The following is a 19920-nucleotide window of genomic DNA, read 5'->3' on the forward strand; positions in this document are numbered from 1 at the left end:
CCACCGGGCACCGACACGGGCGCCCCCGACATGCCCGCAGTCCTACCCCGGATCGATGTCGAAGGAGTTCAGCGGCCGGAGCAGCGACCGCTTCTTCTCCACGTGACCGCCCATCCGGTCCAGGATGGACGTCAGTGCCTCGATCGCCTCGACGATGTACGGCCCCTTGTTGAGCATCACGCCCTCCGCGCGGCGGCTCATCGCCGCATCGGTGACCTCCGCACGAGACGGAACGCCCGTCTTCGCCAGCCCGTCGAGCACCTGCGTCGCCCAGATGACCGGGACATGTGCGGCCTCGCACAGCCACAGGATCTCCTCCTGTACCTCGGCGAGCCGACCGAACCCGACCTCGACGGCCAGGTCGCCGCGGGCGATCATCACCCCGACCGCATCCCAGCGCATCGCCTCGAGCAGCATCTGCGGCAGCGACTCGAAGGCCGCCCGGGTCTCGATCTTCAGCACGATCCCCACGTCCGGTGCGCCCAGACGACCCAGCTCGTCGATCAGGTCGGCCACGTCCTCCGGCGACCGGACAAAGGAGCAGTTCACCATGTCCGCGCGCGCTGCCACGAACTCCAGGTCTCGCCGGTCGGCCGCCGTGAGCGCCGGGATGTGCAGCGTCGTGTCCGGTAGGTTGATCCCCTTCTCGGCCCGGAGTTTGGTTCCACCCGGACCGGCGCGCTCGACGTCGACCACGATCTCGTCGCCGAGCTTCTCGCGGACGCGCCCGGCGATCTTGCCGTCGTCGAACAGCACCCGATGGCCCGGCATCACATCGTCGAAGGCCTCCCCGAGTTCGCAACCGATCCGATGGGGCCCGGTGCGAGTCGCCGGGGCCGGGGTGAGGTCGCGCTGTAACCGGATCTCGTCGCCGGTGCGCACCAGCAGGTGCTGGCGCTTCTCCGGCAGTTCGTCGACGACGAGACTGCGCCGGGAGCGGGCCGCATCCCGACTGGCGTCCTCGGAACCCGCCACGCCGATCGGCATGCCCGTCTCGTAGTAGACGGTCCGATCGGTCTCTGCGTCGATACCCGCCTCGGAGACCGCGACCACCACGAGACGTCGCCGGCGACCGCGGGCGTCACGCAGGACCAGCTGGTCTTTCTGGACGGCGTCGACGAGTGCGCGCACCGGGATGACCGCGTCGATCCCGTCGGGCAATCGTGCCCCGGGGTCGAGCGGCGTCGTACCGAGCCGCACCCGTGACCGTCGTTCGACCGTGCCGTTGTCGGCGCGGACGGGTTTCACCTTGATCACCTTCGGCCCCGGTTCGAGCGGTCCGGTACGCAATTTCGGTCCGGCGAGGTCCATGGCCACCCGCACCCGGCCCGGCAGGGACCGGACGGACTCGATCATCCGTGACCACTCGGTCGGACCGTCGTGCGCGCAGTTCACCCGCGCGACGTCCATCCCGGCTGCACCCATGGCGCGGACCAGGTCCGGATCGTCGGCGGCCTGGGTCGGCATCGTGACCATCACGCGGGTGGCCCGCTCGCCGTGCTCGTCCCCGGGTCCGTCGGCGGTCGCGTCGTCACCACCACCGGGGTGTACGCGCCCGAGGAGCCGATCGCGATTGCGGGTCAGGGTTCGCACACCCCCGGCGAGATCACCCCAGATCGGATGCCGGGTACGGCCCTCGGCGAGCGCGTCCACGGTCTCGATGACCGTCTCGATCCACGAATAGACGATCGACTCCATCCGGCCGAGACTCGACAGACCGTGCGCGGACATCGATTCCTGCAGCGGACGAAGGTCGCGGCGTCGGACCGCGACGTAGTGCACGAGGTTGCGGGCGCTGTGCCGGTGCTGATCGGCCACGGCGGCGATGAGCGACTCGGCCTGCAGCTCCGCGCGGTCGAGGTCGTCCCGCAGCTCGTGCAGAGCCGTGGACAGTTCGGGGATCGACATGACGACGGGGATACCCATCCCGCCACGGTGTCAGACCCAGGTGAACGGTCGGGGCGGCGCGACCACGTCTCAGCCGGCGTTGACGATCTTGTCGAGCTTCGGCGGAAGAGTCATCCCACCCGGATACCGGTGCCAGCCCTTCCGGTCGTAGTACTTGGTGCCGAGCAGACCGAGAAGCACACCGACGAGCAGACCGATGAAACACTGGATGATCGACCGGCCGAGGCCTGCCGACAAGTCGGCGTCGAAATACAAGACCGCGCGCACACCGAGATAGATCACATGCATCGGCTCGATCGCGGCGACCCATTCGAAGAATCGCGGACTCGCCTCGAGTGGGAGGGTGCCGCCGGACGACGGCAATCCGAACACCACGAAGAACAGCAGGTTGAACAGCAGACCGGCGTTGCCGAACACCGCCATCATCGCGCTCGCACTCACCCCGACCGCGAAGATGCCGAGCACCGACAGCATCCAGAGCACGAATCCGTTCGGGATCGATGTCCCGACCATCGCGCCGACGGCGATGAACAATGTGGACAACACCACCGCGACGAGGAACATGATCGTCCACTTCGCCGCGAGGGTCGCCCACCGGCTGATCGCGAGCCGCTCGCGCAGCTGATAGAACGGCCCGTATTCCACGGGCGTCTGGCCGAGCATGCCGTCGACGACGATGCTGACCATCATCGCCCCGGTGAACCCCGCCAGGACGAGCAGCAGGGTCAGATAGAACGCCGACAGACCGTTGCCCGCGCCGTTGGGAAGCGGCGTCGGTTCGGAGACCTCGACGGCCACCGGGCTCGCGAGCGCGAGCTGTGCCGCACCGGTGAAGGTGATGTCGTTGCGGTCGAGCTGGGTGCGGACCTGCTCGGTCAGCTGTGCGCCGACCTGATCGTTGACGCGCGTCCGCACCTGGTCGGCGAGGGTGGTGGTGATCGACGACGCGAACGCGCCGGAACCCCGGTTGATGAAGATGTCGATGGTCGGTTTCGCCGGTTCGGCGGTGAGGACCGTGGACCGGCCCAGTGCGACAGCCCGATTCGTGAAGTTCGACCCGACGACGATGACGCCGTAGACCTTGCCGCTGTTCAGCTCGGAGAGGGCGGTCGACCGGTCGGTGCGGCGCACGACGATCCCGTTCTCCGCCGCCGAGGAGATGATGCCCTCGGCGACCTGCTCGCCGAAGTTCTGCTCCGTGGACTGTCCGTCGGCATCCTGCACCTCACCGCCGGCGTCCTCCTGCACCAGCGCGACCGGGAAGTCGTGGAGGTGGCGCTGCGGATCGACGACCGCCGCCATGTACAGCGCGGCCATCAGCGAGAACATCACCGCCACCAGCGCGAGCGGTGCGAGCCAGAATCGGGGCGACCCGAGCACTCCCGCGATCGTGCGTCCCGTCGGCTGGTCGGCATCCGGCGCTTCGTGCGCGCCCCTGCCGAGTGCGTCTCCCGGCTGCTCCGGCGACTCGTGCGTTCCCATCGGCGTACCTCCCCGCAGGCCGCCCCCGTCGGCGTCAGGCCGCCGGGAACACGCTGCTAGAAACCCAATCGACGCAGCTGTTTGGGGTCGCGTTGCCAGTCCTTGGCGACCTTCACATGCAGATCCAGGTACACCTTGGTCCCCAGCAGCCGCTCGATCTGTGCGCGGGCAACTGTACCCACCTCTTTCAGACGCGCGCCCTTGCGTCCGATGATGATGCCCTTCTGGCTGTCACGCTCGACGAACAGCACGGCGTGGACGTCGACCATCGGCGGCAGCTCGGGATCCCGGTCCTCCCGGTCGATGACCTCTTCGATGACGACGGCCAGCGAGTGCGGCAGCTCGTCGTGCACCCCCTCGAGTGCGGCTTCGCGGATGAACTCCGCCATCAGCACCTGCTCGGGTTCGTCGGTGAGTTCACCGTCCGGGTAGAAGGCGGGACCCTCCTCCATGAGGCCGACGAGCACGTCGGACAGCACGTCGAGCTGCTTGCCCGACTTCGCCGACACCGGGACCACCTCCGACTCCGGTCCGAGGACCTCGGAGAGCGCGAGAAGCTGTTTGGCCACCTGCTCCGGACCGACCCGGTCGATCTTGGTGACCACGCCGACGATCGTCGTGCGGGGTGCCATCTCACGGACCTGCGAGATGATCCAGCGGTCGCCCGGCCCGATCGCCTCGTCGGCGGGAATGCAGACACCGATCACGTCGACCTCGGAGTAGGTGTCGCGGACGAGGTCGTTCAGTCGCTGACCCAGCAGCGTGCGCGGTCGGTGCAGACCCGGGGTGTCGACGAGGATCAACTGGGCGTCCGGCCGGTTGACGATCCCGCGGATGGTGTGGCGGGTGGTCTGCGGACGATTCGAGGTGATCGCGATCTTCTCACCGACGAGGGCATTGGTGAGCGTGGACTTACCGGTGTTGGGCCGGCCCACGAAACAGACGAAGCCCGAACGGAACTCAGGCATTCGCGCGCCCGATGCGCCGTTGCGGTGCACCCGCGGTGTCGGTCAGGACCGCGTACGCCTCGGGGCTGAGCTCGTGCAGGGTCGCCAGGCCCGGGTCGTCGGACTCACCGTTCACGACGACCGCCGCCTCGAAGGAGCGGGCCCCACTCGAGATCGCGGACGCCACCGCAACCTGCAGCCCGGTGAGGGTCAGGGTGCGGGTGCGCACGTCGGCTCCGGCATAGGTGCGGCCGTCGCCGTCCCGGACCGCGGCGCCCGACGGCGCCTCGGCGCGCGCCAGCGCGCCCCTGGCGAGCACCACGAGCTTGCGATCCTCGTCGGTGAGGGTCTCGGTCACTGATTCATCCTTGCTCTCGGGTCGTCTGCACTGTCGCGATCGGCGGCGTCGCCCTCCGGGGCGTCGTCGCCGGTGTCTCTCGCCGCTCGCTCGGCCCGCCGCTCGTCCTCGTGGTCACGGCCCGCGGCCCGTTCAGAACGCCCCGCCGAGCGGCTCGAGTGGCCGCGGTGCTCGTCGCGCCGAGACTCCTCCTCCGCGCCGGGGACCCGGGTGACCAGCACCGTGATGATGCGTTGGCGGCCTTGGCGATTGGGCCCGCCCTCGGCCACCAGCTGCAGTCCGTGCGATTCGACACGGGCGCCCGGCAACGGCACACGGCCCAATTCCAGGCCGACGAGTCCGCCGACCGTCTCGACCTCTTCCTCGGCGATCTCGACGTCGAACAGCTCGCCGAGGTCTTCGACGGGCAGTCGTGCCGACACCCGGTAGGACCCGTCGCCGAGGTCGTCGACCGGGGCGAGCTCGTCGGTGTCGTACTCATCGGTGATCTCGCCGACGATCTCCTCGAGAACGTCCTCGATGGTCACGAGGCCGGCGATGCCGCCGTACTCGTCGACGAGCATCGCCATGTGGTTGCGCTCGCGCTGCATGTCGGCGAGGACCCGGTCGAGCGGTTTGGAATCGGGGATGAACTCGGCGTCACGCATCACGTCCACGACTCGGAGCGTCGAGGGGTCGATGCGCTGGGCGACCGTACGGGCCACCAGGTCCTTGAGGTACACGATGCCCAGGACGTCGTCGGTGTTCTCACCGATCACCGGGATCCGCGAATGTCCGGACCGCGTCGCGAGACTCGTGGCCTGCAGCGCGGTCTTGTCGGCCTCGATCCACACCATCTCCGGGCGCGGGACCATCACCTCGCGGGCGCTGGTGTCACCGAGGTCGAACACCGACTGGATCATGCGGCGCTCGTCGGCAGCGACCACACCCGACGCCTCGGCGAGGTCGACGACCTCACGCAACTCGACCTCGGTCGCGAACGGACCGTTGCGGAACCCGCGACCCGGGGTCAGGGCGTTGCCGATCAGGATCAGCAGACGGGTCAGCGGTTTGAGCAGCACTCCCAGCGCGAACAGCAGGTACGACGATGCCAGCGCGATCGTGTAGGCGTGTTGCCGGCCCAGGGTGCGGGGGCCGACGCCGACCGCGACATACGAGACGACGGTCATCGCGGCGATGGCGACCGCCAATCCTCCGCCGACGCCGATGAGTTGGGTCGCGGCGACCGCGACGAGCGCGACGGCCGCGGTCTCGCAGACCACGCGGAGCAGCACCACGAGGCCGAGATAGGTCGCGCGTGCGCCCAAGATGTCCGCCAGGCGGCGCGCACCCGCGCGCCCCTCGCGGACCATGTCGTCGACCCGGGCGTTCGACACGGTCGACACCGCGGTGTCCACCGCCGCGAAGATCCCACCGACCCCGATCAACACGACTGCGGCCACGATGAACCAGTAGTCAGAGGTCACCCTCGGTCCTCCTCGGACCGCGTCGGGGCACCGGGGGCCGGCGTTCCGCCCTCGACACCGGTGAATCCGATGTTCGACAGCAGCCGCGAATCACGGTCGGTCTGCCGTTGCTCCTGCGCACGGCGGTGACGTTCGGCGTAGAACGCGTCGAGGATGCGGTTCTGCAGCCCGAACATCTCGCGCTCCTCCTCCGGTTCGGCGTGGTCGTAGCCGAGCAGGTGGAGTACACCGTGGATGGTCAGCATCGCCAGCTCGTGCTCGAAGGACCGTTTCGCCTCGCGCGCCTGCTTCCGGGCGAAGTCGGGACACAGCACGATGTCACCCAGGATCGCCGGCCCCGGGTCGGTGGCGTCCGGCCGTCCGCCGGGCACGAGTTCGTCCATCGGGAAACTCATCACGTCGGTCGGACCGGGCAGGTCCATCCACTGCACGTGCATGTCCGCCATGGTGTCCTCGTCGACGCACAGCACCGACAGCAGCGCCGCGGGATTGACGTCCATCGCGTTCACCGCGAAGCGCGCGGCATCGATGATCAGCTCGGCGGGAACCTCCACCCCGGATTCGTTCGCGAGTTCGATGCTCATGAGCGACGTCCCTGAGACGCGGCCCGCCGCGCGGCGCGGTTGCCGCCGAGCGCGGTGTTGGGCAGACCTCGCTGCGCCTCCTCGGCCCGTCCGTAGGCGTCGACGATGTCGGCGACCAACCGGTGCCGGACCACGTCCTGGCTGGTGAGCCGCGCGAAGTGGATGTCGTCGATGCCCTCGAGGATCTCCGTCGCCGCCAGCAGCCCGCTCCGGGCACCGCCGGGCAGGTCCATCTGGGTGACGTCGCCGGTGACGACGACCTTGGAACCGAAGCCGAGCCGGGTCAGGAACATCTTCATCTGTTCGCTCGTCGTGTTCTGGGCCTCGTCGAGGATGATGAACGCGTCATTCAGGGTGCGGCCGCGCATGTAGGCCAACGGTGCCACCTCGATGACCCCGGCGGCCATCAGCTTCGGGATCGCGTCCGGGTCCATCATGTCGTGCAGCGCGTCGTACAGCGGACGCAGATACGGGTCGATCTTCTCGCTCAGCGTGCCGGGCAGGAAGCCGAGGCGCTCGCCCGCCTCGACCGCGGGCCGCGTCAAGATGATGCGGTTGACCGACTTGGACTGCAGCGCCTGGACGGCCTTGGCCATCGCGAGGTAGGTCTTGCCGGTACCGGCCGGGCCGACACCGAACACGATGGTGTGGTCGTCGATGGCATCGACGTAGTGCTTCTGGTTGAGCGTCTTCGGCCGGATCGTCTTACCGCGTCGCGACAGGATGTCGAGCGACAGCACGTCGGCAGGCGATTCCTCGGTGCCGTCGGACAACATGGACACGCTGTGCCGGACGAGATCGGGTGTCAGCGGGGTACCCCGGCCGACGAGGTCGACGAGTTCGGCGATGACGCGCTCGGACGCCGCGACCTCGGCGGGTTCACCGGTGAGCGTGACCTGATTGCCGCGGACGTGGATGTCGGCGGGCAGCAGCTGCTCGAGCGTACGCAGGTTGACGTCACTGGCGCCGAGCAGCCCGAACACGACTCCGGGAGAGACTTCGACAGTGGATGTGACCCCAGACCGGCGCGGCTGCGTACGGCTGGATTGCCCGCTCTGGTCGGGGTTGTCGTCACTCACGTATGAAATCACTCCTGGTGTTCTGTTCTGGATGCTGTTCTGTTCTGGCTCGACCCCGGCCCACCGCTCCCGCGGCCCGCAGAGGTGTGGTCAGTGTATCGCGGTGCAACAGCCGATCAGCAGGCAATATTTCCGTCAGATCCCCAGCACCCGGATCGTCTGCCGCGTGCACGCGCTCCGCGGGTCGACGAAGGCGTCGTGCCCTTCGCCGGGGACCGCGACGAACTCCGCGGACTGTCCGCGGGCGATCGCGGCGTCGACGTACCGGCGGCTGGACTCGATCGGGATGAGATCGTCGGTGTCGCCGTGTATCGCCACGACGTGGGCGTCGACGACCGGCGCCAGCAGGGGCGAAGCATCTGCGTACCGCCGCGGCGACTCACTGAACGGCCGACCCATGAACGCCCGCACCGACTCTCGGTCGGCGGCTTCGACGGTGTCGAGTACGGCCGCCTGCGCGACGACGGTGGTGATGGTGGCCGTGGCGGTACGTGCGCCGAGCTGTCCGACCGCCCAGACCGCGAGCTGGCCACCGGCCGAGTGGCCGACGACCGCCGTCGAGGAGAAGTCGACGCCGGCCGCCGGGAGCAGGTCACGGACGGACCCGTCGAGGGCGCCGAGTGCATCGATGACATCCCGGCCGGTGTTCGGCCATCCGCCGCCCTCTTCACCGACCCGGCGGTACTCGATGTTCCACACCGCCGCCCCGCGCTCGGCGAGCATGCGGGCGATCGCGGTCTGCGTCGTCGAGCCGAATTCGACCGACCAGGAACCGCCGTGCACCAAGACCACGAGCCGCGCGGGCGCCGCGGCGTCGAAACCGTCGGCGGGCACGTACAGGTGCCCGAACTGCGAGGGCGCCGAGCCGTATTCGACCTTCGTACGACGCACCGAGCGGCGTCCAACGACACTCATCGCGTCCACCGGCGGGTGAGCACCCCGATCGCGCCGAGCGCCACCGCGGCCGCCGTCGACGTGCGCAGGACCTCGGGACCGAGCACGACCGACTGCGCCCCGAGCGCGGTCAGATCGGCGACCTCACCGGCGTCGAGACCACCCTCCGGCCCGACCACGAGCAGGATCTCGGTGGCGTCGGCGAGGGGCAGCTGCGCGAGTGGCCGCGCGGCCTCCTCGTGCAAGACGGCGACGACCCCGCCCGCGGCCACGACGTCCGCGCAGCGGGCACGGACGTCGATGGTGGTCGCGAGGTCGGTGACCTCCGGGATCCACGGACGCCGGCTCTGCTTCGCGGCCGACGACGCCGCGGCCCGCCATTTGCCGACGCCCTTGTCCGCCTTGCCCGTCCATCGCGACACGCACCGCAGTGCCTGCCAGGGCACGATGACATCGACGCCTGCCTCGGTGGCGAGGTCGACCGCAAGCTCGGACCGTTCGGATTTCGGCAACGCCTGCACCAGGGTCACCTGCGGGGTGGGGCGCGCCTCGAACGAGAGGTCGTGGACGGTCGCCACCAGCGTGTCCTTGGCGGTGATCTCCCGGATCTCGCAACCGCCCACCGAACCGGCGCCGTCACCGACCAGGATCCGCTCGCCCACACCGAGCCGGGCGACGGTGACCGCGTGCCGGCCCTCGGGCCCACTCAGGGTCACCTCGGCCCCGGGTGCGGGCACGGAGTCCGCCCAGAACAGCGGTGGACTCACCGCGCACCCGCCGCCCGGGAGGGGCACCGCCGCCGAGGCCTCATCGCCACGGACACGCCGGGTCTACTTCCCGGCGAACGCGTTGCGCAGCCGCGAGAAGAGGCCACCCGGCGCCGCGGCAGCCGAGGTGTTGACCACCTCGATCTCGTCGGCGGCGACCTTGCGGTACTTCTTGAGCGCCTCGGTCTGCGCCGCGTCGAGTCGGGTCGGTACGACGACATCGAGGTGGACGTGCATGGTGCCGCGCACTCCGGAACTGACGTGCGGCATGCCCTGACCCCGCAGCTTCACGATCTGCCCGGGTTGGGTTCCGGGTGCGACCGTCACCGTGACCGGGTCCCCGAGAATGGTCTCCACCTCGAACTCGGCGCCGAGCGCCGCGTCGGCCATCGGGACCTTGACCGTGCAGTGCAGGTCGTCCTTGTCGCGCAGGAACACCTCGTGGGGACGCTCGGAGACCTCGACGTACAGGTCGCCCGCGGGACCACCGCCCAGACCGACCTCGCCCTGACCGGTGAGACGCACGCGCATGCCGTTCTCGATTCCGGCCGGGATGCGCACGGTCATCGTGCGGCGCGAACGGTATCGTCCGTCGCCGCCGCACTTGTGGCACGGGTCCGGGATGACCTCACCGACGCCGTGGCAGGTCGGGCACTCCCGGACGGTCATGACCTGACCGAGGAACGAGCGCTGCACCGACTGGATCTCGCCGGCGCCCTTACAGATGTCGCAGGTCACCGGCTTGCTGTCACCGTTGGTCCCCGAGCCGGTACACACATCGCACAGGATCGCCGTGTCGACGGTGATCTCCTTGGCGACGCCCTTCGCACATTCGGCGAGATCGAGGGTGAGGTTCACCAGAGCGGGCTCACCCGGCTGCACCCGCGACTTGGGTCCGCGACCCGAACCGAAGCCGCCGCCACCGCCGAAGGCGCCGCCGTTGCCGAAGAACGCCTCGAAGACGTCGCCGAATCCCCCGCCACCGCCGCCGAAACCGCCGAAGCCGCCGGCACCCGCGCCGGCCAGCGGGTCGCCGCCGGCGTCGACGATGCGTCGCTTCTCCGGATCGGTCAGCACCTCGTAGGCCGTGCTGACCTCTTTGAACTCGTCTTCCTTGCCCGGGTTGACGTCGGGGTGCAGCTCGCGGGCCTTCTTGCGGTAGGCGCGCTTGAGCTCCTGATCACTGGCGCCCTGCGCCACACCCAGGATTGCGTAATAGTCACGTGCCACGGTTGTAGTGATCCTTCGGTCTCAGTTGGTGCCTGGCGGCGTGTGCTCTCACGATCGCGCGGGACGTGTGCGGGGCACCGTCCCGACCGCCGATCATCGACGCTGCTTCGTGCGTGCGGGCGGCGGGCCGGGGACAGCGGTCTGCCGGTCAGCGATCACGGGACGTCTGCGGTCATCGTTCGGCGAGCACCTCACCGATGTATTTGGCAACGGCCGCCACCGAGGCGATGGTTCCCGGATAGTCCATTCGTGTGGGGCCGAGCACACCGACGCCGCCGAACACGGTTCCCGATGCACCGTACCCCGTCGACACCACCGAGGTACCACGCAGGTTCTCCGTCCGGGTCTCCTCGCCGATCTGCACCGTGACCTGGCCCATGTCCTGCGTCGTCGCGAGGATCTTGAGCACCACCACCTGCTCCTCCAGGGCCTCCAGGACGGTGTCCATGCCGCCGACGACCGGGGTGAAGTCGGCTGCCGAGCGCGCGAGATTCGACGTTCCGCCCAGCACCAGTCGGTCGTCACCGCGTTCGACGAGGGTCTCGACCAAGACGGTCGCGATGTTGAGGACCGCCCCGCGCAGATCCTCGGGCGCAGAGTTGGCTAGTTCGGCGACCGCCGCCGAGGCGGCTTCGAGCCGTTTGCCGTGGAGAGCGGCGGAGAACAGATCGCGCAACCGGGCGATCTCGTCCTCGTCGTGGTCCTCGTTCAGTGCCACCATGCGCTGTTCGACCCGGCCGTTGTCGACGATGACGACCAGCAGCAGACGCGACGGCGAGAGGGTGACGACCTCGAGGTGACGCACGGTCGCGGCCGAGAGCACCGGGTACTGGATGACCGCGACCTGCCGGGTCAGCTGGGCGAGGAGTCGGACCGACCGCCGCAGCACGTCGTCGAGGTCGACGCCGGAGTCGAGCACCGACAGGATGGCGCGACGCTCGGCGGCCGACAGCGGCTTGATCTCGCTGATCCGGTCGACGAACATCCGGTAACCCTTGTCGGTGGGCACCCGGCCGGAGCTGGTGTGCGGCTGGGTGATGTAGCCCTCCGCCTCCAACACCGCCATATCGTTGCGGACGGTGGCGCTCGACACTCCCAGCTGGTGGCGCTCGACGAGCGCCTTCGAGCCGATCGGTTCCTGCGTGTCGACGTAGTCGGTCACGATCGCACGCAAGATCTCGAAGCGACGATCATCGGTGGTAGACACGCGGTACACCTCCTGACTCGGATCCCTGCCATACAGTTGGGTGCGTTCCATAGTACGAAATGGGATCGCGATCACCGTGCCACGGCGTGGTGTCGTGCACTGACGGTCGACGCATCGTCGAAGGGCAGCAATCGTCGAGGCAGAGGCGTCGGAGGAGTTCGCATGATCTTCAAAGGGGTGCGGGAGGGCAAGCCCTACCCCGACCACGGGTTGTCGACGCGCGGCTGGGCCAAGATCCCGCCGCGACAGTTGCGGCTCGACCAGTTGACGCCGATCACCAAGGTCCTCGCCCTGGACAAACTTCTCAGCGAGGACTCCACGTTCTACGGCGACCTCTTCGCCCACGTCGTGCGGTGGGAGGGCGAGCTCTACCTGGAGGACGGACTGCATCGCGCCGTTCGCTCGGCGTTGCGCAACCGCCACATCATCCACGCCCGCACCCTCGACCTCGACGCCCTGGACCTGGCCGACACGGCCAAGCCGTTGGACGAGCAGCTCGAGGACACCGCCGAGATCCCCGCGCGCCGGCCCCCGAGCGCACCCGACGGGGCGGGCGCGCACCGTCGTGGTCCGCGATCGACGGGCTGGACGAGTCCGCCCCGCCCCGACCAGACCTGGTGACAATCGGCGTGATCCGGGTCAGCCCCAGAGCACGCGACGGATCACCCCGTCGGCCAGCAGCCTTCCCGCATCGGTGAGCACGTAGGCCCCGCTGGTGGCGGTCAACAGACCGTCCGCGCAGAGCTGTTCGGCGTTCGCGGTCTCGGCCTCGTCGAGGAGGTCGCGCGGCAGCCCGCTGCGGCACCTGGTGGTCAACATGACGGCCTCGAGGTGTCGGTCCGCGGGACTCAACTGCTCGGCCGATGCGATCGGCAACACCCCGTCCGCCAACGACTTCGAGTAGCGCGCAGGGTGTTTGGCATTCAGCCAGCGCACGCCGGCGGCGTGGGAATGCGCGCCCGGACCGATGCCCCACCAGTCGTGGCTGTGCCAGTAGGCGATGTTGTGGCGGCACACCGAATCGTCGCCGCGCGCCCAGTTGGACACCTCGTACCAGTCGAGGCCGTCGGCACGCAGGCGCTGGTCGAGGATCTGATACCGGTCGGCGAGGACGTCGTCGTCGGGCGCCGGCATCTCCCCGCGGCGGATTCGGCGCGCGAGCGCGGTGCCGTCCTCGACGATCAGCGCGTAGGCCGACACGTGGTCCACCCCGGCCTCCAGGACGGCGTCGACGGTGGCGTGCAGGTCCGCATCGGTCTCGCCGGGCGTGCCGTAGATCAGGTCGAGGTTGACGTGGTCGAATCCGGCGGCCCGTGCCTCCCGGGCGGCAGCAGCGGCCCGGCCCGGGGTGTGGGTGCGGTCGAGCAGCCTCAGCACGTGCTCGGCCGCCGACTGCATGCCGAGCGAGATCCGGGTGAATCCGGCTGACCGGAGGTCCGCGAAGAACCCGGGCGAGGTCGACTCCGGGTTCGACTCGGTGGTGATCTCCACATCGTCGGCCAGGTCGAAGTTCGTCCGCACGGAATCGAGGAGCCGCGTGAGACCGGCACCGCCGAGGAGCGACGGCGTGCCTCCGCCGACGAAGATCGTCGAGACCGGGCGGGCCGGCGTCAGCAATCGTGCCGCGACCTCCAGTTCTCGGGCGACCGCCTCCTGCCACGAGTCCGGCGAGGACGAGGAACCCAGTTCGCCCGCGGTGTACGTGTTGAAGTCGCAGTAGCCGCACCGGGTCGCGCAGAACGGGACGTGCAGGTAGAGGGCGAGGGGCACGTCGGGGTCGACGCCGCGGCATGCATCCGCGACCATCCCGGCCGCGGGCGTTGCTGTCTCGACGTTCACCCCTCCATCATGCCGATCGTGGCGGCAAGGGCGGAAATCGTCGACCCCGCCGGGAACAGCGTCGTCGTCGGCGGCGTTGTGCCGCGCAGGCGAGGACCTCCCCCGCCCGGTTTCCATCATCATGATGGAAAATAACCCCAAGTAGACGAGCCGATGCGGAGCGTGGCACTATGGACCGCGTGATTTTCCCCGGGGTGTGGCTCGCCGCTCGACGCCACATTGATCTCAAGCGCGTCAACAGCGCTTTCTGTCGCATCTAGCGACGTCTCGGCCCCGATTTGTCCCCATTTCTCGGGGGATGCCGGCACGTTTCAGCCCGTAATTCGTGCAACGAACGCCGGCCCTGTGTGCCGGCACAGGAGAGTTCATGACGTCCACCACCGACGCCCCCGCCGCTTCCGCCTCGGGTGCACCGAACGACGCTGCCGCCGAATCGGCCACCGCAGCACCGGCCGCCGAGAAGCCCGCGCGGCCGGCTCGCAAGGCCCGTCCGACCAAGCGCCGCGCCGAAGGACAGTGGAAGCTCGGTTACCGTGAGCCGCTGAACCCGAACGAGCAGGTCAAGAAGGACGACAACCCGCTCAACGTCCGCGCCCGCATCGAGAACATCTACTCCAAGCAGGGCTTCGACTCGATCGACAAGCAGGATCTGCGCGGCCGGATGCGCTGGTGGGGTCTCTACACCCAGCGCGCCGAGGGGTACGACGGCACCTGGACCGGCGACGAGAACATCGACATCCTCGAAGACAGCCACTTCATGATGCGCGTGCGCTGCGACGGTGGCGCGCTCAACGTCGAGCAGCTGCGCACCCTCGGTGAGATCTCCGCCGAGTTCGCCCGCGACACCGCGGACCTCTCCGACCGTGAGAACGTCCAGTACCACTGGATCCGCATCGAGGACGTCCCGACGATCTGGGAGCGCCTCGAAGGTGTCGGACTCAAGACCACCGAGGCCTGCGGCGACTGCCCGCGCGTCGTGCTCGGCTCGCCGCTCGCCGGCGAATCCCTCGACGAGGTCCTCGACCCCACCCCCGCCATCGACGAGATCGTCCGCCGCTACATCGGCGACCCGAAGTACTCGAACCTGCCGCGCAAGTTCAAGACCGCGATCTCGGGCCAGCAGGACGTGGTGCACGAGATCAACGACGTCGCCTTCGTCGGCGTCGTCCATCCCGAGCACGGCCCCGGCCTCGACCTCTGGGTCGGCGGCGGACTCTCCACAAACCCGATGCTCGCCCAGCGCGTGGGCGCCTGGGTCCCGCTCGACGAGGTGCCCGACGTGTGGGAGGCCGTGGTCTCGATCTTCCGCGACTACGGCTACCGACGGCTGCGCGCCAAGGCCCGGCTGAAGTTCCTCGTCAAGGACTGGGGCATCGAGAAGTTCCGTCAGGTACTCGAGGACGAGTACCTGGGCCGCAAGCTGATCGACGGCCCGGCCCCGGAGCAACCCGAGCGACCGATCGACCACATCGGTGTGCAGAAGCTGCGCAACGGACTCAACGCGATCGGCTTCTCCCCCATCGCCGGACGCGTCTCGGGCACGATCCTGACCAAGGCCGCGGCGGCCGTCGCCGCGGCGGGGTCCGACCGGGTCCGGTTCACCCCGTACCAGAAGCTCATCGTCCTCGACGTCCCCGACGACAAGGTCGACTGGCTGATCGACGAGCTCAAGCCGCTCGGCCTGCACGGCCGGCCCACGCGGTGGCGCCGGAATCTCCTGGCGTGCAGCGGTATCGAGTTCTGCAAGCTCTCGTTCACCGAGACCCGCAAGCGGTCGCAGGTCCTCGCGCCGGAGCTCGACGAGCGGCTCGCCGACATCAACTCGAAGCTCGACGTGCCGATCACGGTGAACATCAACGGGTGCCCCAACTCGTGCGGACGGTCCCAGATCGCCGACATCGGTTTCAAGGGACAGCTCGTCGAGGACGCCGACGGCAATCAGACCGACGGCTTCCAGGTCCACCTGGGCGGCAGCCTCGGACTGGATTCGGGTTTCGGTCGCAAGTTGCGCCAGCACAAGGTGCTGGGCACCGAATTGGGCGATTACATCGAGCGCGTGGTCCGCAACTTCGTCGACCAGCGCACCGAAGGTGAACGGTTCGCGCAGTGGGCCGTTCGTGCCGACGAGGAGGCACTGCGATGACCATCGAGACGACCCCCCGGACCGGGCGGCGCTTCAGCGAGGAGCAACTGCGCGACATCGCCGAGAAGGGCGCCGCGGACCTCGGTTCCGACGCCACTCCCGAAGAGCTGATCCGCTGGACCGCGCAGACCTTCGGCACCAATTTCGTCGTCGCGTCGAACATGCAGGACGCGGCGCTCGTCGATCTCTCGGTGAAGCACATCGATCGCGATCTCCTCGACGGCGACCCGGTCAAGGTGCTGTTCCTCGACACCGGATATCACTTCGCCGAGACCATCGGCACCCGTGACGCCGTCGAGCAGGTGTACGGCGTGGAGATGGTGAACCTGACGCCCGAGCACAGCGTCGCCGAGCAGGATGAGCTGTTGGGGCGCAATCTCTTCGCGCGCGACCCGGGCGAATGCTGCCGGCTGCGGAAGGTCGTGCCGCTCAAGGCCGGACTCGCCGGCTACGACGCGTGGATCACGGGCATCCGTCGCGTGGAGGCACCGACACGGGCGAACGCCCCGCTCATCTCCTTCGACGAGGGCTTCGGGCTGGTCAAGATCAATCCGATCGCGGCCTGGTCCGACGAGACGATGCAGGACTACATCGACACCAACGGCGTGCTGGTGAATCCGCTCGTCGACGAGGGCTACCCCTCCATCGGGTGCGCACCGTGCACCGCCAAACCCGAACCCGGATCCGATCCGCGCAGCGGCCGCTGGGCCGGACGCGCCAAGACAGAATGTGGGCTGCACGCATGACCGTGACCGAAACACCGTCCGTTCCGGAGACGCCCGGCGTCGCCGCGGCCCAGACGAGCGGCGCCGCCGCGGAGGCCGACGAGTTCACCACACTCGACGCCCTGGAGTCCGAGGCGATCCACATCTTCCGGGAGGTCGCGGGCGAGTTCGAACGTCCGGTGATCCTGTTCTCCGGCGGCAAGGACTCCACCGTCCTCCTGCACGTCGCACTGAAGGCGTTCTGGCCTGCGCCGCTGCCCTTCTCGCTGCTGCATGTCGACACCGGGCACAACCTGCCCGAGGTGCTCGAGTTCCGCGATCAGGTCGTCGAGCGGCACAACCTGCGGCTGCACGTCGCCAAGGTCGAGGACTACCTGGCCGACGGCCGCCTCACCGAGCGTCCCGATGGTGTGCGCAACCCCTTGCAGACCATTCCCCTCCTCGACGCCATCACCGAGAACCGTTTCGACGCGGTGTTCGGCGGCGGCCGCCGCGACGAGGAGCGATCGCGCGCCAAGGAGCGGATCTTCTCGCTGCGCAATGCCTTCGGCCAGTGGGACCCGAAGCGTCAGCGTCCCGAGCTGTGGAACCTCTACAACGGTCGCCACGCCCCGGGTGAACACGTGCGGGTGTTCCCGCTGTCGAACTGGACCGAACTCGACATCTGGCGCTACATCGCCCGCGAGCAGGTCCTCCTCCCGTCGATCTACTACGCCCACGAGCGCGAGGTCTACCAGCGTGACGGCATGTGGATGACCTCGGGAGTCTGGGGCGGTCCGCGCGAAGGTGAAGAGCTCCAACGCCTGTCGGTGCGCTACCGCACCGTCGGGGACGGCTCGTCGACCGGTGCGGTGCTCTCCGACGCCGCCGACAACGAGGCCGTACTCGCCGAGGTCGCCGCATCGCGGCTGACCGAGCGCGGCGCCACCCGTGGCGACGACCGGGTCTCCGAGGCCGCCATGGAAGACCGCAAGCGCGAAGGATATTTCTGATGAAACACGCCCCTGATCTCCTCCGCATCGCGACCGCGGGCAGCGTCGACGACGGCAAGTCGACGCTTGTCGGCCGACTGCTGTACGACACGAAATCCGTTCTGGCCGACCAGATCGACGCGGTCACCAAGGCCTCGGTGGACCGCGGACTCGACACCCCGGACCTGTCGCTGCTCGTCGACGGGTTGCGCGCCGAGCGCGAGCAGGGCATCACCATCGATGTCGCCTACCGCTACTTCGCCACGCCCGCGCGCTCGTTCGTGCTCGCCGACACCCCGGGCCATGTGCAGTACACCCGCAACACCGTGTCCGGGGCCTCCACCGCGCAGCTGGTGATCCTGCTCGTCGACGCCCGCACCGGCGTCGTCGCCCAGACCCGCCGCCACGCCGCGGTGATGGCTCTCCTCGGTGTCCCGCAGCTGGTGCTGGCCGTGAACAAGATCGATCTCGTCGCCGATCAGGCGTCGGTGTTCGCCGAGATCTCCGCCGAGTTCGCCGAACTCACCCGGTCGCTGGGCTGGTCGGACGAGCAGGTCACCGCGATCCCGGTGTCGGCGTTGCACGGCGACAACGTCGCGAACCGTTCCGATACCACCAGCTTCTACGACGGGCCGACCCTCATCGAGCACCTCGAGACCGTGCCCAACCTGGTGGAGCGCAACGAGGTGGGCCTGCGCTTCCCCGTGCAGTACGTCATCCGTCCGCGCACGCCGGAGCACCCCGACTATCGCGGCTACGCGGGCCAGATCGCCGCCGGTCGGGTCTCCGTCGGCGACGAGGTGGTCGTCCTGCCGTCGGGGCAGCGGACCACCGTCAGCCAGATCGACACCGCCGACGGCGAACTGCCCACCGCACACACCGGACGCAGCGTCACGATCCTGCTGGCAGACGACGTCGACATCTCCCGCGGCGATGTGATCGCAGCCGCCGCCGATGCCCCGGAACCGTTGCAGCAGTTCACCGCAACGGTGTGCTGGCTCGCCGAGAAGCCGTTGCGTCCGGGCGCGCGCCTGCTCCTCAAGCACGGCACCAAGACCACCCAGGCCATCGTCGGCGCACTCGACGCGCTGTTCGACGAGCAGAACCTGGCCCTGGTGGAGGCTCCGGAATCGGTGGAGCTGAACCAGATCGTGCGGATCTCGGTGCAGACCGCCGAGCCGATCCCGGCCGACGACTACCAGGTGAACCGCGAGTCGGGAAGCTTCCTGCTCATCGACCCGCAGGGCGGCAACACGCTGGCCGCCGGGCTCGTCGGCGACGCACTGGCTCCGTTGCATCTCAAAGAGCTGGTGTGACACCGAGTCTCGTCCTCGTCGCACACGGCAGTCGCGACCCGCGCTTCGGCGCGACCGCGCGCCGTGTGCGCGACGCCGTCGCCTCGAGCCTGCCCGGCGTCGACGTGGTGCTCTCCTACCTCGACCTCGACGAGCCACCGGTCGGGGATGTGCTCAGCCACATTGCCGCCGATCCGGTCGTCGTACCGATGCTGCTCGCGGCGGGATACCACCACAAGGTCGACCTCCCGTCGATCATCGCGTCGTGCCGCCCGACGGCGCGACAGACCGACGTCATGGGCACCCGCTCGTTGACGGGCGCGCTGACCGATCGTCTGCTCGAGGCCGGCCTGAGACCGCGCGACGGGGTCATCCTGTCCGCGGTCGGGTCGTCTGACCCCGACGCCGATCGGTCGGTGCGTCTGCGCGCGATCGAGCTCTCGACACGACTGCACCGGCCCGTCGAGGTGGTCTTCGCGACCAAACTGGGCGCGGGACAGCGTGCGGTGGCCACTGCTGTGCGACGGTTGCGCGCCGGCGGCGCCGACCGAATCGCCCTCAGTCCGTATTTCCTGTCGGCCGGACTGCTCACCGAGCGGGTCGAGTCGGCGCTCGACGCACTGGTCGACGACTCACTCGTCGCCGGCCCGCTCGGCACTCACCCAGAAGTCGTCGACGCGATCAGCTCGCTCTACCGCGCGGCCGTCGACCGACGCGCGGTGCCCGCCGGACACTGACTGTCCGCTCGCCGAAGAACGCAAGCGACGACCCTCTCGGCTCCCTGAGGGACGCGAGCGACGCCCCCCTCTGCTTGAAGGTGCAAGGAGCGCAAGCGACGCCCCCCTCTGCTTGAAGGTGCAAGGAGCGCAAGCGACGACCCTCTCTGCTCCCTGAGGTGCGAGGAGCGCAGCGACGCCCCCTCTGCTCCCTGAGGTGCGAGGAGCGCAGCGACGCCCCCCTCTGCTCCCTGAGGTGCGAGGAGCGCAAGCGACGAGCCACGAAGGGCCCGGCGAGAATCAGCCTGT

At 68.9% G+C, this 19920-nt stretch carries 18 protein-coding genes; 6 read left to right on the top strand and 12 right to left on the bottom strand.

Annotated features, from left to right (window positions below):
* Positions 1 to 42: 42 nt before the first annotated feature.
* The 11 genes from ABIC25_RS14970 to hrcA form a co-directional block, all read right to left on the bottom strand.
* A complete protein-coding gene (locus tag ABIC25_RS14970; protein ID WP_354562079.1) occupies positions 43 to 1926 on the bottom strand; it encodes a pyruvate kinase in 1884 nt (627 codons plus the stop codon).
* Positions 1927 to 1977: 51 nt separating this feature from the next.
* Positions 1978 to 3390, bottom strand: a complete 1413-nt coding sequence (locus ABIC25_RS14975; RefSeq protein WP_354562081.1) for a YhgE/Pip domain-containing protein — start codon at positions 3388 to 3390, stop codon at positions 1978 to 1980.
* Positions 3391 to 3446: 56 nt separating this feature from the next.
* Positions 3447 to 4358, bottom strand: coding sequence for a GTPase Era (era, locus tag ABIC25_RS14980; RefSeq protein WP_004023015.1), 912 nt, complete (start codon positions 4356 to 4358; stop codon positions 3447 to 3449).
* Positions 4351 to 4695, bottom strand: coding sequence for a cytidine deaminase-like protein (locus ABIC25_RS14985; protein ID WP_248643016.1), 345 nt, complete (start codon positions 4693 to 4695; stop codon positions 4351 to 4353). Before ABIC25_RS14985 ends, era begins: the two co-directional genes overlap by 8 nt.
* Positions 4692 to 6161 (bottom strand): hemolysin family protein, encoded by a 1470-nt coding sequence (locus tag ABIC25_RS14990; protein WP_004023018.1) that lies wholly within the window; start codon positions 6159 to 6161, stop codon positions 4692 to 4694. The genes ABIC25_RS14985 and ABIC25_RS14990 overlap by 4 nt, the downstream gene beginning before the upstream one ends.
* Positions 6158 to 6745 carry an rRNA maturation RNase YbeY gene (ybeY, locus tag ABIC25_RS14995; protein ID WP_004023019.1) on the bottom strand — a complete coding sequence of 196 codons (588 nt, stop codon included), beginning with the start codon at positions 6743 to 6745 and terminating at the stop codon, positions 6158 to 6160. The genes ABIC25_RS14990 and ybeY overlap by 4 nt, the downstream gene beginning before the upstream one ends.
* Positions 6742 to 7824, bottom strand: a complete 1083-nt coding sequence (locus ABIC25_RS15000; protein ID WP_004023020.1) for a PhoH family protein — start codon at positions 7822 to 7824, stop codon at positions 6742 to 6744. The genes ybeY and ABIC25_RS15000 overlap by 4 nt, the downstream gene beginning before the upstream one ends.
* Positions 7825 to 7959: 135 nt before the next feature.
* A complete protein-coding gene (locus ABIC25_RS15005) occupies positions 7960 to 8739 on the bottom strand; it encodes an alpha/beta hydrolase family protein (protein ID WP_354562083.1) in 780 nt (259 codons plus the stop codon).
* Positions 8736 to 9485 carry a 16S rRNA (uracil(1498)-N(3))-methyltransferase gene (locus ABIC25_RS15010; protein WP_354562085.1) on the bottom strand — a complete coding sequence of 250 codons (750 nt, stop codon included), beginning with the start codon at positions 9483 to 9485 and terminating at the stop codon, positions 8736 to 8738. The genes ABIC25_RS15005 and ABIC25_RS15010 overlap by 4 nt, the downstream gene beginning before the upstream one ends.
* Positions 9486 to 9548: 63 nt before the next feature.
* Positions 9549 to 10715: a molecular chaperone DnaJ gene (gene dnaJ / locus ABIC25_RS15015; protein WP_101819376.1), complete on the bottom strand. Its 1167-nt coding sequence runs from the start codon at positions 10713 to 10715 to the stop codon at positions 9549 to 9551.
* Between the two features lie 172 nt (positions 10716 to 10887).
* Complete coding sequence (gene hrcA / locus ABIC25_RS15020) at positions 10888 to 11922, bottom strand: heat-inducible transcriptional repressor HrcA (protein ID WP_010841232.1); 1035 nt, start codon at positions 11920 to 11922, stop codon at positions 10888 to 10890.
* Between the two features lie 162 nt (positions 11923 to 12084).
* Here hrcA and ABIC25_RS15025 point away from each other — a divergent pair, with 162 nt between their 5' ends.
* Complete coding sequence (locus ABIC25_RS15025; RefSeq protein ID WP_004023027.1) at positions 12085 to 12543, top strand: type II toxin-antitoxin system VapB family antitoxin; 459 nt, start codon at positions 12085 to 12087, stop codon at positions 12541 to 12543.
* A gap of 18 nt (positions 12544 to 12561) precedes the next feature.
* Here the strand turns inward: ABIC25_RS15025 and hemW are convergent, their stop codons facing one another.
* Positions 12562 to 13728, bottom strand: a complete 1167-nt coding sequence (gene hemW / locus ABIC25_RS15030; RefSeq protein WP_354562314.1) for a radical SAM family heme chaperone HemW — start codon at positions 13726 to 13728, stop codon at positions 12562 to 12564.
* A gap of 400 nt (positions 13729 to 14128) precedes the next feature.
* On the opposite strand from hemW, the gene ABIC25_RS15035 reads away from it, so the two are divergent.
* Genes ABIC25_RS15035 through ABIC25_RS15055 form a run of 5 tightly spaced genes read left to right on the top strand, consistent with a single transcriptional unit; the run spans position 14129 to position 19632 of the window.
* The gene (locus ABIC25_RS15035; RefSeq protein ID WP_354562087.1) at positions 14129 to 15904 is read left to right on the top strand and encodes a nitrite/sulfite reductase; all 1776 of its coding nucleotides are present in this window, start codon (positions 14129 to 14131) and stop codon (positions 15902 to 15904) included.
* Entirely contained in the window at positions 15901 to 16650 is a 750-nt protein-coding gene (locus ABIC25_RS15040; protein ID WP_004023031.1) for a phosphoadenylyl-sulfate reductase, read from the top strand. The genes ABIC25_RS15035 and ABIC25_RS15040 overlap by 4 nt, the downstream gene beginning before the upstream one ends.
* The gene (gene cysD, locus ABIC25_RS15045; RefSeq protein ID WP_435529090.1) at positions 16632 to 17621 is read left to right on the top strand and encodes a sulfate adenylyltransferase subunit CysD; all 990 of its coding nucleotides are present in this window, start codon (positions 16632 to 16634) and stop codon (positions 17619 to 17621) included. Before ABIC25_RS15040 ends, cysD begins: the two co-directional genes overlap by 19 nt.
* Positions 17621 to 18916 (top strand): sulfate adenylyltransferase subunit 1, encoded by a 1296-nt coding sequence (locus ABIC25_RS15050; RefSeq protein ID WP_239401195.1) that lies wholly within the window; start codon positions 17621 to 17623, stop codon positions 18914 to 18916. Before cysD ends, ABIC25_RS15050 begins: the two co-directional genes overlap by 1 nt.
* Positions 18913 to 19632, top strand: a complete 720-nt coding sequence (locus ABIC25_RS15055; RefSeq protein ID WP_354562089.1) for a sirohydrochlorin chelatase — start codon at positions 18913 to 18915, stop codon at positions 19630 to 19632. The genes ABIC25_RS15050 and ABIC25_RS15055 overlap by 4 nt, the downstream gene beginning before the upstream one ends.
* The last annotated feature ends 288 nt before the right edge of the window (positions 19633 to 19920 follow it).

Origin of the sequence: Gordonia sp. PvP123 (assembly GCF_040547295.1) — a bacterium.
In the GTDB taxonomy this organism is placed as follows: Bacteria; Actinomycetota; Actinomycetes; order Mycobacteriales; family Mycobacteriaceae; genus Gordonia; species Gordonia terrae.